Genomic DNA, 16,122 nt, shown 5'->3' on the forward strand with positions numbered 1-16,122 from the left:
AATTAATCAATCAGATATTATAGTTTATTTAATTTCTAATATTTTCAAATAAAATGTTAAAAATATTAACTATATCTCGATTATTTATTAGTTATAAATGTGTTATTATTGAATAATAATACCCAACAATAGCAATCATTTTATATGGGTTTTATACCCCGATATACCGTTAATGATTGTCGGGGTTTACTGGGAATTTCAAGAGTTAGTTAAGTGGCTAATATTTCCGACATACCTTCCCATGGATTTATTGAAGATGATTTGGGATAGGTTCGAGTGGTCGAATTTGTGGCTCTTAACCCTCTTTTCAATTAGTTAACCAGAATTGACTTAGTTGTCTTTTATATGTAATGACTTACGATAGTACTCTAAAATATCTTGTTGAACAATATCCCCAAGCCTTTACTCGTTGGTTGTTTAACCAAGAATCAGCAGAGGATATCGAAATTCTAAACACCGAATTAAGCACAGAACCAATTCGGGCAGATGCCTTGTTTTTTGTGCGAGTTGCTGATGCTATTTTGCATTTGGAATTTCAAACTCTACCCCAATCTGAACCTCCCTTACCCCTGCGGATGCTGGATTATTGGGTCAGGTTATATCGGCAGTATCGTTGTGATATTGAACAGGTAATAATTTTTCTGAAACCAACCCGATTAGCCGGAGTATTTGTAAATCAATTTACCGAGAGGAACCTATCCTTCCGCTACCGGGTGATTCGGATTTGGGAATGTGATCCACAACCATTACTTACCACCCCAGGGTTACTACCCTTGGCAGTATTAGCACAAGCGGAAGTGCCAGAAAACCTGCTATCCCAGGTAGCAGCCAAAATCGATATGATTGAAGATAGACAACAGCAGCGTAACCTATCTGCTTGCGTGCAACTGTTGGCTGGGGTGAAATTTGATGAGCAGTTAATTCAAGCCTATTTTAGGGAGGATATGATGCAAGAGTCAGTAGTTTATCAACGAATTATTCGCCAAGGATTAGAGCAAGGATTAGAACAGGGATTAGAACAAGGATTAGAACAAGGATTAGAACGGGGATTAGAACAAGGCAAGCGCAATGAGCTTAATTTAATTAAGCGTCTACTTAACCGTCGCCTAGGTGAAATAAATCCCCAATTACAAAATCAAATTGAGCAGTTATCCTTTGACCAGTTGGAGGATTTAGGAGAAGCGTTGTTAGATTTTGAAACCGAAGTGGATTTGACCAATTGGTTGAATCAGTTATAGCGCTACGGGCAAGGGCAAGAGGCAAGCTAGCATGCCTCTTACCTACTCCCTGCTCCCTGCTCCCTGCTCCCTATTGCCTATTGCCATGTGATCAAATAGTAGTCCTTAATAACAAACCGGTACTAGTTACTGAGAAACGAGTACTGGTATGTGAGAAACGGGTACTAGTTAACCAGAAACGGGTACCCGTTTGTTATACAAAATTACTAGTTAAGGCAAAGGAGTACTAGTTTATGAAAAATTAGTACTTCTTTGTTATACAATAGTACATGTTTAACATACAACAGTACTAGTTTTCGGTTAATGGGTACTCGTGTCTTAGATGTTATTACAGTACTACCCACTTCAGACTTCAGACTTCTAACTTCAGACTTCCCTGCTTCCTGCTCCCTACATGTATTCCTTAAAATCTTCTAAGGGTTCATCACAATCATCAGGCAAAGGTAGAACAAAGGTTCCTTTTAAGATACCTGAACGGCGCTTCTTAACACCATGCTCCTGTGGGGAAACATCTTGGGAGTAGTTTTCCATTAGATACTTGGCATAATGCAGCAGTTCTTGTTTTAGAACTGTTTGTAAAATTTATGTGTCAATAGTCATGGGTTTTACTAGTTTACTTTTTGTCCAATAATTTTGATTATAATTTATAAAGAATTATAGCATTTTTATTTTATTTGTGAATACAGCCTGGATCGAAACAGGGAGCAGGGAGCAGTGTCAAGATATCGGAGTCGTGTTTGGTGTTACGATAAATTAAGATTGCTTGTCATAATTTATTGATAAATGCTATAAGTTACTAACTCTTGCCTCTTGCCTCTTGCCTCTCCCTAAGAGAGAGATGGTAGCAGACAATCCTGGCAGTTGCGGAAGATTGGTGAATCTAGGGCGATTTAGAGTAGTTTAATTTTTCAATGAATAGTGTAGAGCGGTTGTTGATTTTTTTATATAGTGGAGGGGTTGATGGCAATCGCTGACAATATATCTGATGTCCAACTTGACTTTCTATCACAGGTACTGGAAGCAACCGCAGACAGTAATGGTGACGCCCAGGTAGTTTACCCATTACTGGAAGAAAATATAGATAAACTGGATGATAGATTAGCAGAACTATTGCGGGTTTTAGCAACAACTATCCTGGCGGAAGCGGAAGCATATGAAGCGGAATACTTAGCAGTAGATATTGTTAACTTTAGCCATCTAATTCAGCAATTCCCTTTGGGTGACAAAGCCAGCAATATAGAAATTGCCATCACTGGCTCTGAAGTCGCCCTAAGTGTTTTCACCCGTGAAGCATTTCCTGAAAATTGGGCAATTACACAAAATAATCTCGGTATAGCTTACATTTACCGAATCGAAGGTGAGAAAGCACAAAACCTCGAAAATGCCATCGCTTGCTTCCAATTGGCTTTAGAAGTAAGCACCCGTGAGAGGTTTCCTTTTGATTGGGCAACGAATCAAAACAATCTCGGTAATGCTTACCGTAACAGAATCGAAGGAGAGAAAGCACAAAACATAGAAGATGCGATCGCTTGCTTCCAATTGGCTTTAGAAGTACGCACCCGTGAGGCGTTTCCTATTGATTGGGCAATGACTCAAAACAATCTCGGTATAGCTTACTTATACAGAATCGAAGGTGAGAAAGCACAAAACATAGAAGATGCGATCGCTTGCTTGCAATTGGCTTTAGAAGTACGCACCCGTGAGAGGTTTCCTATTGATTGGGCAAGGACACAAATTAATCTCGGTAGTGCTTACTCTGACAGAATCGAAGGTGAGAAAGCACAAAACCTAGAAGTTGCCATCGCTTGCTTGCAATTGGCTTTAGAAGTACGCACCCGTGAGAGGTTTCCTATTGATTGGGCAACGAATCAAAACAATCTCGGTAATGCTTACTTAGAGAGAATCACAGGTGAGAAAGCACAAAACCTAGAAGATGCCATCGCTTGCTTGCAATTGGCTTTAGAAGTACGCACCCGTGAGGCGTTTCCTATTGATTGGGCAATGACTCAAAACAATCTCGGTAGTACTTACCGTGAAAGAATCACAGGTCAGAAAGCACAAAACCTAGAAGATGCCATCGCTTGCTTCCAATTGGCTTTAGAAGTACGCACCCGTGAGAGGTTTCCTATTGATTGGGCAACGACTCAAAACAATCTCGGTATTGCTTACTCTGACAGAATCGAAGGTGAGAAAGCACAAAACCTCGAAAATGCCATCGCTTGCTTCCAATTGGCTTTAGAAGTACGCACCCGTGAGAGGTTTCCTTTTGATTGGGCAACGACTCAAAACAATCTCGGTAATGCTTACCTTAACAGAATCGAAGGTGAGAAAGCACAAAACCTAGAAGATGCCATCGCTTGCTTCCAATTGGCTTTAGAAGTAAGCACCCGTGAGGCGTTTCCTATTGATTGGGCAACGACTCAAAACAATCTCGGTAATGCTTACTTAGAGAGAATCACAGGTGAGAAAGCACAAAACCTAGAAGATGCGATCGCTTGCTACCAATTGGCTTTAGAAGTACGCACCCGTGAGAGCTTTCCTATTGATTGGGCAACGACTCAAAACAATCTCGGTAATGCTTACCTTAACAGAATCGAAGGTGAGAAAGCACAAAACCTAGAAGATGCCATCGCTTGCTACCAATTGGCTTTAGAAGTACGCACCCGTGAGGCGTTTCCTATTGATTGGGCAATGACTCAAAACAATCTCGGTATTGCTTACCGTAACAGAATCGAAGGTGAGAAAGCACAAAACCTAGAAGATGCCATCGCTTGCTACCAATTGGCTTTAGAAGTACGCACCCGTGAGGCGTTTCCTTTTGATTGGGCAATGACTCAAAACAATCTCGGTCTTGCTTACTCTGACAGAATCGAAGGTCAGAAAGCACAAAACCTAGAAGATGCCATCGCTTGCTACCAATTGGCTTTAGAAGTACGCACCCGTGAGAGGTTTCCTATTGATTGGGCAACGACTCAAAACAATCTCGGTATTGCTTACCGTAACAGAATCACAGGTCAGAAAGCACAAAACCTAGAAGATGCCATCGCTTGCTTCCAATTGGCTTTAGAAGTACGCACCCGTGAAGCTTTTCCCCGAGACTATCTAGAGACTAAATATAACCTTGGTTTGGCTTACCAAGATGCTCAAAATTTCCGGGAAGCTTACAAAGCTTTTGATGCTGCCATTAAAACCGTAGAATTCCTGCGAGATGAAATTATTTCTGGTTCTGGAGTAGAAGAATACAAGACTAAACTAGCTGAAAAGTACAACCGAAGCTATCGAGGCATGGTGGAAGTCTGTTTAGAGTTAAATAAGATCACCGAAGCCATTGAATATGTTGAACGGAGCAAAACCGGCAATTTAGTTGAAGAGATTCTCCGCCGTGACCTGAAAACTATCTTTCTCCCAGATGTTGCTACTAAACTAGAAGAATACAGGGATAAAATAGCAGCAGGTCAGGAGCAAATCCAACAGGGCAAAGCTGACAATCCAAAAGCCCTAGCACAACGTCTTAAAGAATTGCGACAGCACCGCAATTATTTACAAGACCAATATTTACCTATTGGTTCTAGCTTTAAGTTTGAGCAATTTAAGAACAATTTAGATGACCACACTGCTATTGTAGAGTTTTACATTACATGGTATAAGCTGTTCACCTTCATCTTTATCCAGCAAACTCAACAGCCAATAATTTTGCAATCTGAGCCACAAGACTTTCAAAAATTGCTAACTTGTAAAAATAATTATTTACGAGATTACAAAGCTTCTAGAATCAATAAATATAAGTGGCAAAAGAACTTGAGTAACCGCCTAGATGAGCTAGCTGATATTCTATCCATTGATGACATCATTAAGCAGATTCCTGAAACGTGCGATCGCTTAATTTTAATCCCCCATCAGTATTTACATTTGTTACCCCTTCATGCTTTACCTATCAACAGTCAGCAGGGAGAAGGTAAATCTGAAATTCTGATGGATCGCTTTCCAGCAGGGGTAAGTTATGCTCCTAGCTGTCAGCTACTTCAACTTGCTAAAACCAGAGAACGCCGGGACTTTACCCACCTGTTTGCGGTTCAAAACCCTACTGATGATTTGGATTACACTAACCTAGAAGTGGAAGTGATTAAATCATTTTTCCAGGCTGCTGAAGTCTTAGCCAGTCAAGACGCAAAGGAAGCTGCTGTCAAAGTGAATCAGAACTTGACAACAGCCCACTGTTGCCACTTTTCCTGTCATGGCTATTTCAACCCAGAATCACCTGTAGAATCAGCACTCCTTTTAGCGGAAGTTAAAACAAAACAGATAGTCCAAGACAAAACTACAGAAGATGGATTTCTGACTTTAGGGGAAATCTTTGGCCTCAAATTAGAACAATGTCGCCTTGTCACTCTTTCGGCTTGTGAAACAGGATTAATCGACTTCAAGAATAGCAGCGATGAATACATTGGTTTACCCAGTGCTTTCCTAGTTGCGGGTAGTCCAGCGGTGGTTTGTAGCCTGTGGACAGTAGACGATTTATCCACAGCGTTGTTGATGATTAAATTTTATGATAATCTGCTAAACTACCAGATGTCCTTAGCAGTTGCCCTTAATAAAGCGCAACTCTGGCTGCGGGATGTGACTAAGGAAAATTTATTGCTCTGGATTAAGAGGTTATCTATAAAGGGTTATCAAAAGCTGTTTTTGAGTGCTCCGCTTTTGAAGAATGATGATTTTCGGGATCTAAGCCTCAGCGAGGAGCCTTTTGAAGAACCCTATCTAAGCCCCAGCGATAAGCCTTTTGAAGAACCCTACCATTGGGCAGCATTTTGTGCAATTGGTCAATAGGAGTTAAGACTATGAACACTGAGATTCAAGCAATAGGAAATTTCATCAAGCTAATCAACACGCAACCAGATCTTTTTTCTGAACAGGATCGCAATGAACTGGAAGCGATAATTACTCCCCTATCTAATCATGATGTGGAGGGATTAGCAGATGAGATTGATAACTGGTGTACATCTGATCCAGTTATTGACGATGCTCTAGATGTTCTACTTGCTAGCCAAGCAATCGGTGAACTCGGACCTGGAGGCACTTTCCCCACTGATAAAACTAAAGCCGAAGACGAAAAAAACCTAGGGGAAACCTTGATGAATGCCCTCCGCAAGAGTTCTACTGAAGACACCCAAAAACCCAACACTCCCAAAGGCTGATGCCTGATTCTGCCTTGCCCATCAAAAACCCCAGCGTCACCCTTTATGCTTTCCATCTCTGCCAAGACTTAAGTCAAGAACCGGGACAGTTGGGACAGGATGCGGATCAGTTGTGGCAAAACTGTGCTCAGCTCAGTGAACCCTTTGGGATCCCAGAGCTGAAATCTTTACCGGAAAAATTACAATCCTCTCGAAGCCAAACAGCAATCACAAGCCGTTACATAAAACTATTACCTGATAATGGTCGCTTAACCTATACGCCACCACTGCAAATAGAAGGCTCTGCCCTGACAGTAGAGGTCTATCCGGTTCAAATTCATGACACTTATGCCATTGATATAACTCTGTATTACCAAAATGTCACTGTTCCAGCCAGTCAATTTAGTCGGTTAAATCCCCAAGGGTGCCTCCTAGCCAGCAACATTCAAGCTTCCTTGGGACAAACCTTAGTGCTCTATGGGGAACCCGTGGGCACTCCCGAGGAAGATAGAAAGTTAGCCGATGCCTGTGTGGATGCTTTTTTCCAGGGAAGCGACCAAAAACCCCAATTTAGGGCATCTGGGCAGTTATTTGGTAGCCCAATTTTTGCCTATGACAAGGGTAAAGAGAAACCTACGGAGCAATGTCACCTTCTGGTCTGGTTAAACCGTCACCCAGAAACCTTAAACCTGGCAAAAAAGACTTACCGTTCATTTTTCAATCTGTTGTGCTGTCGCAGTAAAATCCTGTTTGCTTATCATGAAGCCCGTTGGTGTTATCGCCAAACTAGAGAGCTCTATGGGCAATTGGAACAAGAGGTTAAAGGCTTCAAGGAATTGCCAACGGAGCCAGAAACAAGGCTAGAGCAACTGAAGCAAAAACTGACGGAGATGCCATCCCAGACCTTTGAGTATGCTGGTCATCTGCGAGACCTGGAGGATCATAAAACTGCGATCGCTACCAATGCCACCAACTATGACTACTGGCTGGAAAAAATCCGTGAATCTAGTCTCGAAGACGATAATATCGAGTTTTTAGAAGACTTCCTAAACCAAAGAACCGAGCTGTTTAAACGTCAGATTCAAACCAACCTGAATTATCTCAAACCCGGTCAGCAACTATTTGACCAGATGCTTGGTAGTATCCGAGGCATCGTAGAGACTGAACAAGCACAACAAGAGAAACGATTAGAACGTTGGATTGCCTCGGTGGGTATTGGTTTAGGGGTCAGTGGTATTTCTTCCCAAACCGCTGCTAAACCGGTAGAGTCTATTATCACCCAACTATACCCCAAACAATCCTTAGATTGCCCCAAGGCTGGTGTTACACCTTGCTTGACTTACAGTGTCGTGTTTGTGCTATTTCATGTTGGCTTTGGTGCGTTCGCGTAGCGTGACCTACGGTCAATCGCTGCGTTAATTGTGGATCGAATTATCAATCGGGGAGGAAAATGAGCTTTTTTGGTGGGCAAAAACTGTTGGCTTCTTTTCATAGTTCTAGATCATAACATTTTGCCCACCCTACTACGTTCTAGTATCGCATTATTTATCGGCGATCAAAATGATAAGGTTGTAGGGTGGGCAAAAACTGTTGGCTTCTTTTCATAGTTCTAGATCATAACATTTTGCCCACCCTACGTTCTATATACTTTTTTGGTGGGCAAAAACTGTTGGCTTCTTTTCATAGTTCTAGATCATAACATTTTGCCCACCCTACGTTCTGTCAGTTAAAATAGTTTCAATAATCTTGTGGTGCAAAATGTCAAAAAAAGCAACTTTATGCACACAGTTGAACTTGAAAGGCTAAAAGCTAGAAAAGGAGCAAGGAAGCGTTCTGAAATTCCTAATGACGTCTTATGGGCACTCAATCACGGAAAAATTGAAACCGTCAATCTTGTCGAATGGTTAGCGATTGATATGCCTTTTCTGCTTCGGACTAGTCTTACCGAAATAGGTTGGAAAGAAAAAATTGATAACTTGTATGATCAGAGCTTGAAACTTCAAGACCAAGGCATTACCAAAGGACTCAAAGGCATTGGCACAATACTCTTTCAGGCTCTAGAAGAAGAGGAAAACCGAACGGAAATTTTTGAAACGTTGGCTAGTCATACGTCAGACATGGTGAGAGCTTGGGCTGCTTTTAGTATAGCCGCTGACCAGACTTTCTCCTTACCCGAGAGGTTAGAAATCATGCGTAGGTTCGCGGCTGATGCTAGTTTCTCTGTCAGAGAATGCGCTTGGGATGCCCTTAGAAGCTATCTTGTAGAGGATTTAGCTTATAGCTTCGAGTTACTAACAGAGTGGGTTAAAGATGAAGACCCCAATATTCGACGCTGTGCGGTAGAAGCTACTCGTCCTCGTGGCGTTTGGTGTCAACATATTCCGACTTTGAAGAAAAACCCCGATCCAGGTTTGACCATATTAGAATTTGTTCGTTCAGACCCCAGTAATTATGTGCAGCGTTCGGTTGGTAACTGGTTGAATGATGCGAGCAAATCTAGTCCAGATTGGGTAATCAATACCTGTTTGCGGTGGAGAAAAGAATCTCCAACCAAGGAAACAAGTTGGATTATTAAACACGCTCTTAGGACTCTCAAAAAGCAGAATATTTTATCCCAGGAGCTTGAAGGAATAGCAATTAATTAGTTAACTTTAAACCTAAGTGGCCAGTTGTCAACCCCTTAGTATCAAGTAGAAATAGGTCATGAATTTATTGCCAAAATACATTTCTACTTCAGAATTAATAGACATATTTAACTCTCGTTTTAATCAGATTATTCAAGAGTCATTACAATAATATCTACCATAAATTGAAACTGAATTAATTGCAAATATTGCTGAAAAAGAGTCTACACTAATTATCAAAACCTTAACTGAATCAATAGAAGATGTTATCAATCAAAAAAATAATAATATTTTGTCCCAAAGAGTGGGATGGTAATTGTAAAATCATTGAATCAATGATTTTACTAATTTAAAAAATTGAATTTTAAAAATTATTTGATGTAAAATAGTTTGATAAGTACCTGGACAAAAATAAACCTTACTTTATTAACTTTTGTAAAGTTCCCAAAAGTCCCTATGCTCCCTGCTCCCTGCTCCCTGCTCCCTATTTCAACAGTTAAATTTACTTTTGTCCGACTACTTATATCGACAATATAATTATCACAATTTTATGAAAAATATAAACTTTAAATCCCATCAAATAGCTCCAATGGCAGCAATTTTTACTGTCTGGCTAACCTATATGGTACATACCAATCAATGGGATTTATTTATCCACAATTGGTTCATGTCTGTGACCATGATGTTTGCCTCTTTTATCGCTGGAGCTACAGCAGAGGGAGGTGGGGCTGTTGCTTTCCCCATTATGACCCTAATTTTTCAGATTGAACCAGAAGTAGCCCGTAATTTCAGTTTGGGGATTCAAAGTATTGGCATGACCTCAGCCGCATATCTGATTTTGACGAGAAAAATACCCATTGAAAAAAACTATTTATTATTATGTAGTTGGGGAGGAGTTGGGGGAGTTATTTTAGGAAGTTACTATATTGCTCCTCTGATTTCCCCTCCCTATGCCAAAATGTTCTTTGTCTCTCTATGGTTAAGTTTTGGCATAGCTCTTTTTTATTTAAATATGAATAGATATCGTTCAGTTTTCGATACACTTCCGCCTCTTTCATCAGGAGAAATAAAACTTTTTATTTTTTTGGGATTCGTAGGGGGAATAGTAGTTTCAATTGTGGGAAGTGGAATTGACATTTTAACTTTTTCAGTGGTGACAATTCGATATCGCCTTTCAGAAAAAGTTGCTACTCCTACAAGCGTCTGCCTCATGGCGGGAAATACTATTGTCGGATTTATTTGGCATCTTTTCTTTCTTCAGGATTTTGGAATTCAGGAATTTAACTACTGGTTAGTTGGCATCACTGTGGTGATTTTAGGTGCTCCCCTAGGAGCATATTTCATTAGCAATCGCTCTCGAAATTTTATTACTAATGTTCTCTATTTTATTTTGCTAGCTCAATTTGTTGGAGCCTTATTAGTTATCCAACCAACTGGTGGGTTGGCTTGGTTTACTCTGAGTATTTTGATTAGTGGGTTAATAGTATTCCTTAGTTTGGCTGTATTGGCTGAAAAAAATAGCATCACATAATGGCAATATAATTAAATAGGATAGGGTAATTTAGGATAGTCACAAAAACACAATCTGGAGCTGTAACTCAAAACCAGGAAGCAAATGCGATCGCAGTATATCTCCAGGAAACAGAGTCTCGACTAAGGTAAGCTTGGCAGTTTGTCGCCGATAAACCTCAAGTTTAGTGGTGCGCCAATCCACAATCCAGTATTCCCGAACCCCCCGCACTGAATAGAGTTTCAATTTGACTTCTCGGTCACGACGCTCGTTTTGACTTCCTGCTGATAAAGATTCTATGATCAGGTCTGGCGCTTCAGTTAAATGACCTGCTTGATCCAGCATCTGTGGCAAGCGATTCTTGTCGGAAACCCAGACAGCATCAGGTTCCACAGCATTCTCCTGGTCAAAAACAATCCCTGGAACTAGGACAGCTTCACCATAGCCCTTATCACTTAAAGACCACGAATCAAGGGCACTATATAGTCTTCCCACCACCTTGTTGTGGTTCCAATGGGGGGATCTGGTCACAAACAGGTCTCCATCGATAACTTCATATCTATTACCGTCCTCTGGTAACAGATCTAGGTCCGCAGTGGTGAATCGAATCTTATCAACGGTGGTTTCAGTCATGACTTGTTTTCAAGTTCACTCTTGTGAACAACGGGTGCATCTCATTAAAGCTGTTTGACCTGGTGGTGCGTTACGGGACGGGCTGTCCCAGACGTGAAGAGGCGGAAAATCAGGGTGAGCCCGTCCCTAACGCACCCTACGCAACTAATGAATTGTGATAATTTTTGACTCTATATTCCCGACTCCCGACTCCCGACTCCCGACTCCCTGTTCCCTTCGCTAAATAACAAAATTATAGGCAAATTTACCATAAATCGTCACAATTTCAAGGTAACCTAGTTCTAAGATATGGAATGGGGCGCGCTAAGGGTGGCAAAAATGTGCTTCATCAGGGTGATAAAAATATAGTTATCATAATACTTATTATAGTTATTATAGTTATCTAGTTATTGCTGGCTTCGTGCTCTGTTAACTCTGACCAAATTTGACCAAGTTTGACTAAATCCGGTTCGAGGTTCTTAGCCAAGAACTTTATATTATGGTTTATAACTCAAGAGGGAAACCAGATGACCCTGATCATGGGTCATATGCTAAGAGACTTTCAACTGCTGACCGTGTTGGGTAAGGATTTATGTTAAAAGAGCGTAGACAGCAATTTCTTTTATTGGCTGGAGCCATAGTGTTATTGGTATCAGTGTCCCTGGGAGCAGTATTCTTAGGTGTCACCGTAGCCAATCAACTAGAGGAAAAAGAGGAAAACAAGACTGCCAGCCAAGGGTTAACGGAGTCAACAGGCAAATCCGCTGTAGCACGGCTGGTTTCTCTGCCACCTCAACAACGAGCAACTAACCTAGATGCTTTTGCCTCAGGTCCGAAGTCTCGGGAACAGTATCGCGCCCGTTATCTGTTGGCATCGGATTTAATTCAACAAAATCAGCCAGAACAAGCCCTAAACCATCTCGAAGGGCTTGAGTCAGATTATCCGGTTTTAGCATCCCACGTTGTCCTCAAACGTGCTCAAGCTTACCAAGCCATGGGGGATAGCGCTAAGGCTACAGCAGCCTGGGGTACTATCCTGAAAAAGTACCCCAACCAAGCAGTGGCAGCAGAAGCCCTTTATCATCTAGGAAAATCTAATCCTAAGCACTGGGACGATGCGATCGCAAAATTTCCCAGCCATCCCCGTACTCTAGAAATTGTCCGACAGCGCCTCAAAGCCAATCCCAACCAACTCCCATTACTATTACTCTTAGCCAAGCACACTCCTAAAGCCTTAGGAATGCAGGAGATCCGAGACCGCATCGTTGACAAGTATGCTGAGCAACTCACCCCCGAAGACTGGGAAATGATTGGCAATGGTTACTGGGAAACCTGGAAATATGGCAAAGCGGGTAAAGCCTACGCCCAAGCTCCCCGCACTCCCCGCAATCTCTACCGTGCAGGTCGAGGGCTTCATTTAGATACAAAAGCCAGCAAAGGCAAAATCTTTTATGAACAGTTGATCAGCGCCTATCCCAATGCCAAAGAAACCGGATTAGCCTTGAGGCGTCTTGCTAGTATCTCTAAGCGAACAGAAGCCTTAGCTTATCTGGATCAGGTCATCCAGAATTATCCCGATGAAGCTCCTCAAGCCTTGCTCGACAAAGCCAAAATCCTAGAAAAGCTCAACAGCAAAGTTTCTGCTGGCCAAGCTCGTAAGTCGGTATTGACCCAATATGCTAGTTCTGATGCTGCGGCTAATTATCGTTGGCAAATGGCTCAAAAAAAAGCAGCAAAAGGCCAGCTACAACAAGCATGGCAATGGGCGCAACCGATTACCACCAACAATCCCGATAGTGACATCGCTGCCCAAGCTGGGTTCTGGGTAGGTCGATGGGCAAGTAAGCTGGGGCGTCCTAATGATGCTAAAGCTGCCTTTGAGCATGTACTGGCTCGTTATCCAGAATCCTACTATGCATGGCGGTCGGCCAACTATTTAGGCTGGAATGTAGGGGACTTCACCTCCGTGCGCTACTTAATGCCAAAAGTGGTCAGACCCCAAGCTAGACCTTTACTAACCGACGGTTCTGCAACCCTCAAAGAACTGTACAAGCTTGGTCAAGATCAGGAGGCTTGGGCTCTGTGGCAAGTGGAATTAGGAGACCGTAAGGAACTCAGTGTCTCAGAGCAATTTAGTGATGGTTTATTGCGGCTAGGGATTGGGGATAATCTCAAAGGCATTAACCAAGTCTGGAGCCTAAAACGACGAGAGACTCCCCAAGAACAAGCCGAATGGGCAGCACTGCGTGACGACCCAAAATACTGGCATGCTCTATTTCCCTTCCCTTTCCTAAATTCAATTGTTAACTGGTCTGGTCAACGGGAGCTTAATCCCTTACTCGTAACTGCCCTAATTCGCCAAGAGTCTAGATTTGAACCAGAAATCCGTTCCGTTGCTGGTGCCATGGGTTTAATGCAAGTCATGCCAGCAACAGGTAGTTGGGTTGCCCAAAAAATCCAGTTGAAAGAATACAATCTTAAAAACCCTGATGACAACATTAAATTAGGGACATGGTATCTAAGCTTTACCCACCAACAGAACAGTAACAACTCTTTATTAGCCGTTGCCAGTTACAATGCCGGTCCCGGTAATGTATCTAAATGGGTGAATAGATACGGTTTTAGTGACCCCGACGCCTTTATTGAAAAAATCCCCTTTCGAGAAACCAAAGGTTACGTGAAAACAGTGTTTGGTAATTATTGGAATTATTTGCGACTCTATAATCCTGATATTTCCCGGATGGTAGAAGCTCACGCTGCTAATAAATCCGTAGCATCATCTAATTAATTTTAGGGAGTAGGGAGTAGGGAGTAGGGAGTAGGGAGTAGGGAAGTGTGGGGAGATGGGGAGATGGGGAGATGGGGAGATGGGGAGATTAGGACATTGATAGAAGCAGCAAAAGCTTTTGTAGTAAACTTTTGCCTCTTGCCTCTTGCCTCTTGCCTATTCTCTGTTCCCTGTTCCCTATTCCCTATTCCCTCTTAATCAATGTTGTCAAACAAAACACTATTCAATCCGGTTTTATCCTGACAGCTGTTGGCAGTCTCAAACAAGCTAACCTTCGATTCGCTAATCAAAATACTAACCAATTATTGATCGAAAAATTCGAGATAGTGTCTTTAGTTGGAACTCTATCCATCCACAGTGTCCATTTACACATTTCCCTTGCCGATAAAAATGGTAACGTTATCGGTGGTCACCTAGCTGAAGATTGTATCATCTATACAACAGCCGAGATAGTCATCGGAACCAGTGAAGAATTTAGTTTTCTGAGGACACTCGATCAAAAAACTGGCTACAAAGAACTGGAAGTTCGGCATAAAAATGTAGTGTGATTGTAAGCTATCAGCTATTAGCTCTGAGCTATCAGCTTATGTGCTACGCACACGCGTGCGCGTTCAGCTATCAGTTATCAGCTATCAGCTCTGAGCTATCAGTTATCAGCTTTCAGGCATTGGCCAAGCTACACCGAATAGCTTTTGAATAAAATAAACTGATGGCTGACCACTGACCGCTGACCACTGACCGCTGACGGCTGACCGCTGACTGCACCTCAAGTAGCGTGCGCGTAGCGCATATGCTTACCAAAAAAAATGGGTTTAAAGCCCCGTCCTAGAAGGACGGCTTTTATTTTAATCTCTGACTTGACAGTTTTCACAGAGCGTGTTAGTATAAAAATATAACAAATAACTAAAAACAATAAGGATAGACACTATCTTAGAATAAGTAGACAATGTAAAAAACAAGCTAATAGATAAGCATGTTGCATAATCCAATCTAACGATTTGGTCGTCTATGAAAATCTAAGATTAAAAAAAATATTTAAAATCATTGTCTATCTAAATCCTTAATAATTTAGGTACGGTGGGGCACACCGAAACCTAGGTCATAGACCAAACACGCTCATGGAGAATTGTCCTCTACCTTTCCTGGCTCCGGCCTGGTTAGGCAAGACAGCTCGTTGAAGTGAGAATCCCCGTCATTCTAGGGCGGGGAGTGTCAAATCTATACCATTGGCATCAATTGCAGACGTAACGGTAACTGCTAAGTCAGGCAATCCATCATTCTTAAACCCAGGGAGTACTTGATAAGTTGTCCCAGATATTTCTAGGGTAGAGTTTGGAGAAACTCCAATTGAATCACTACGTTGAAAAAGTGCTGTCGGTATCCCCAAGGGTGGATTTTCTACTGGGCTCCCGCTAAAGTCTGAAAAAGCAGCTATATCTGCATCTGTCCTAAATACGTCTAGAGTAAGAAGCTCAGTAGGATCTTGTTGTAAAAGAAGGTCCAATGACTGTAAATTAGCGGTGAGACCGCTAGTATCTAACACGAAAGAGAAATCAATGGTGTCACCAACATTGACTTCAAGGTCATTGATGGCATCTTGGTCTAATTGTGACCCAGTCGGAGTAAATGATACCGAGGCTCCATAAGCTGGAGTAACTGCGATCGCTCCCAGGAATACTAAAGAAGCGCTAATGTGAGTTATTTTCATATGTATTGATATAAAAAACTACTATCAATAGTTAATCAAACATTCCTGGATTTGATTATGAAGAGTAAGTAAACTTAGCTAAAAGATTAAATGATGAAAGAAAAAACTAATGATGAAAGAAAAAACTAACCCTAAATGCGATTGACCTTGGCCTTTGGGCCACGCTTCGCGAACGCATCTGAATATATAGCAGTCGCCAGGGCAGTTAGGACATGACAAAAGTCTCAAACCTAAGTAAGCGCAAGAGTTTGACTTCTGACTTCTGACTTCTGACTTCTGACTTCTGACTTCTGCTATATTTGAGGCTGATTCCCTGTCTTGATGCAGCGCAAAGTAGCCGATAATCTATTGAAGATTTCGGCTGTAATGGTAATCTATTTGGTTGGTAGGCACCCGATGAGGCGTTCGCGTAGCGTGGCCTAAAGGCCATGGCTTGAGCACCTACTTCATTTTTATGTGGACAGGCAT

Annotated in this window: 14 protein-coding genes; 10 read left to right on the forward strand and 4 right to left on the reverse strand. The window is 41.9% G+C overall.

Features of this window, described 5'->3' with window-relative positions:
• The first annotated feature begins 350 nt into the window (after positions 1–350).
• Entirely contained in the window at positions 351–1,238 is an 888-nt protein-coding gene (locus F6J99_RS03790; protein ID WP_293111766.1) for an Rpn family recombination-promoting nuclease/putative transposase, read from the forward strand.
• Positions 1,220–1,468 (forward strand): hypothetical protein, encoded by a 249-nt coding sequence (locus F6J99_RS03795; RefSeq protein ID WP_293111767.1) that lies wholly within the window; start codon positions 1,220–1,222, stop codon positions 1,466–1,468. The genes F6J99_RS03790 and F6J99_RS03795 overlap by 19 nt, the downstream gene beginning before the upstream one ends.
• Before the next feature lie 160 nt (positions 1,469–1,628).
• Here F6J99_RS03795 and F6J99_RS03800 read toward each other — a convergent pair whose 3' ends face one another.
• On the reverse strand, positions 1,629–1,820 hold the full coding sequence (locus F6J99_RS03800) for a DUF2281 domain-containing protein (protein ID WP_365972551.1): 192 nt from the start codon (positions 1,818–1,820) through the stop codon (positions 1,629–1,631).
• Between the two features lie 378 nt (positions 1,821–2,198).
• Between F6J99_RS03800 and F6J99_RS03805 the strand changes: the two genes are divergently transcribed.
• From F6J99_RS03805 to F6J99_RS03825, 5 genes are all read left to right on the forward strand, one after another.
• Entirely contained in the window at positions 2,199–6,065 is a 3,867-nt protein-coding gene (locus F6J99_RS03805; RefSeq protein ID WP_293111768.1) for a CHAT domain-containing tetratricopeptide repeat protein, read from the forward strand.
• A gap of 11 nt (positions 6,066–6,076) precedes the next feature.
• The gene (locus tag F6J99_RS03810; protein ID WP_293108577.1) at positions 6,077–6,433 is read left to right on the forward strand and encodes a hypothetical protein; all 357 of its coding nucleotides are present in this window, start codon (positions 6,077–6,079) and stop codon (positions 6,431–6,433) included.
• Positions 6,433–7,803, forward strand: coding sequence for a hypothetical protein (locus tag F6J99_RS03815; protein ID WP_293111769.1), 1,371 nt, complete (start codon positions 6,433–6,435; stop codon positions 7,801–7,803). Before F6J99_RS03810 ends, F6J99_RS03815 begins: the two co-directional genes overlap by 1 nt.
• 387 nt (positions 7,804–8,190) lie before the next feature.
• A complete protein-coding gene (locus tag F6J99_RS03820; RefSeq protein ID WP_293111770.1) occupies positions 8,191–9,057 on the forward strand; it encodes a DNA alkylation repair protein in 867 nt (288 codons plus the stop codon).
• Positions 9,058–9,625: 568 nt separating this feature from the next.
• The gene (locus F6J99_RS03825; protein ID WP_293111771.1) at positions 9,626–10,567 is read left to right on the forward strand and encodes a sulfite exporter TauE/SafE family protein; all 942 of its coding nucleotides are present in this window, start codon (positions 9,626–9,628) and stop codon (positions 10,565–10,567) included.
• A gap of 39 nt (positions 10,568–10,606) precedes the next feature.
• On the opposite strand, the gene F6J99_RS03830 is transcribed toward F6J99_RS03825, so the two are convergent.
• The gene (locus tag F6J99_RS03830) at positions 10,607–11,179 is read right to left on the reverse strand and encodes a Uma2 family endonuclease (RefSeq protein WP_293111772.1); all 573 of its coding nucleotides are present in this window, start codon (positions 11,177–11,179) and stop codon (positions 10,607–10,609) included.
• A 571-nt stretch (positions 11,180–11,750) separates the two neighbouring features.
• Here F6J99_RS03830 and F6J99_RS03835 point away from each other — a divergent pair.
• From F6J99_RS03835 to F6J99_RS03845, 3 genes are all read left to right on the forward strand, one after another.
• Positions 11,751–13,946 (forward strand): transglycosylase SLT domain-containing protein, encoded by a 2,196-nt coding sequence (locus F6J99_RS03835; RefSeq protein ID WP_293111773.1) that lies wholly within the window; start codon positions 11,751–11,753, stop codon positions 13,944–13,946.
• Between the two features lie 63 nt (positions 13,947–14,009).
• Complete coding sequence (locus tag F6J99_RS03840) at positions 14,010–14,144, forward strand: hypothetical protein (RefSeq protein WP_293111774.1); 135 nt, start codon at positions 14,010–14,012, stop codon at positions 14,142–14,144.
• Positions 14,099–14,494, forward strand: coding sequence for a PPC domain-containing DNA-binding protein (locus tag F6J99_RS03845; protein WP_293111775.1), 396 nt, complete (start codon positions 14,099–14,101; stop codon positions 14,492–14,494). Before F6J99_RS03840 ends, F6J99_RS03845 begins: the two co-directional genes overlap by 46 nt.
• A 644-nt stretch (positions 14,495–15,138) precedes the next feature.
• Here the strand turns inward: F6J99_RS03845 and F6J99_RS03850 are convergent.
• Both F6J99_RS03850 and F6J99_RS03855 read right to left on the reverse strand, forming a co-directional pair.
• Positions 15,139–15,654: a hypothetical protein gene (locus F6J99_RS03850; RefSeq protein ID WP_293111776.1), complete on the reverse strand. Its 516-nt coding sequence runs from the start codon at positions 15,652–15,654 to the stop codon at positions 15,139–15,141.
• Positions 15,655–15,859: 205 nt separating this feature from the next.
• Entirely contained in the window at positions 15,860–16,084 is a 225-nt protein-coding gene (locus F6J99_RS03855; protein WP_293111777.1) for a hypothetical protein, read from the reverse strand.
• Between the last annotated feature and the right edge of the window lie 38 nt (positions 16,085–16,122).

The sequence above is a fragment of the Moorena sp. SIO4G3 genome, assembly GCF_010692305.1.
Taxonomy (GTDB): Bacteria; Cyanobacteriota; Cyanobacteriia; order Cyanobacteriales; family Coleofasciculaceae; genus Moorena; species Moorena producens_A.

What these genes read in the sequence shown, in the direction of transcription:
- F6J99_RS03790 (WP_293111766.1), top strand. Translation starts at nt 351, where the DNA reads ATGACTTACGATAGTACTCTAAAATATCTTGTTGAACAATATCCCCAA.
- F6J99_RS03805 (WP_293111768.1), top strand. Translation starts at nt 2,199, where the DNA reads ATGGCAATCGCTGACAATATATCTGATGTCCAACTTGACTTTCTATCA.
- F6J99_RS03810 (WP_293108577.1), top strand. Translation starts at nt 6,077, where the DNA reads ATGAACACTGAGATTCAAGCAATAGGAAATTTCATCAAGCTAATCAAC.
- F6J99_RS03815 (WP_293111769.1), top strand. Translation starts at nt 6,433, where the DNA reads ATGCCTGATTCTGCCTTGCCCATCAAAAACCCCAGCGTCACCCTTTAT.
- F6J99_RS03820 (WP_293111770.1), top strand. Translation starts at nt 8,191, where the DNA reads ATGCACACAGTTGAACTTGAAAGGCTAAAAGCTAGAAAAGGAGCAAGG.
- F6J99_RS03825 (WP_293111771.1), top strand. Translation starts at nt 9,626, where the DNA reads ATGGCAGCAATTTTTACTGTCTGGCTAACCTATATGGTACATACCAAT.
- F6J99_RS03830 (WP_293111772.1), bottom strand. Translation starts at nt 11,179, where the DNA reads ATGACTGAAACCACCGTTGATAAGATTCGATTCACCACTGCGGACCTA.
- F6J99_RS03835 (WP_293111773.1), top strand. Translation starts at nt 11,751, where the DNA reads ATGTTAAAAGAGCGTAGACAGCAATTTCTTTTATTGGCTGGAGCCATA.
- F6J99_RS03840 (WP_293111774.1), top strand. Translation starts at nt 14,010, where the DNA reads ATGGGGAGATGGGGAGATGGGGAGATTAGGACATTGATAGAAGCAGCA.
- F6J99_RS03850 (WP_293111776.1), bottom strand. Translation starts at nt 15,654, where the DNA reads ATGAAAATAACTCACATTAGCGCTTCTTTAGTATTCCTGGGAGCGATC.
- F6J99_RS03855 (WP_293111777.1), bottom strand. Translation starts at nt 16,084, where the DNA reads ATGGCCTTTAGGCCACGCTACGCGAACGCCTCATCGGGTGCCTACCAA.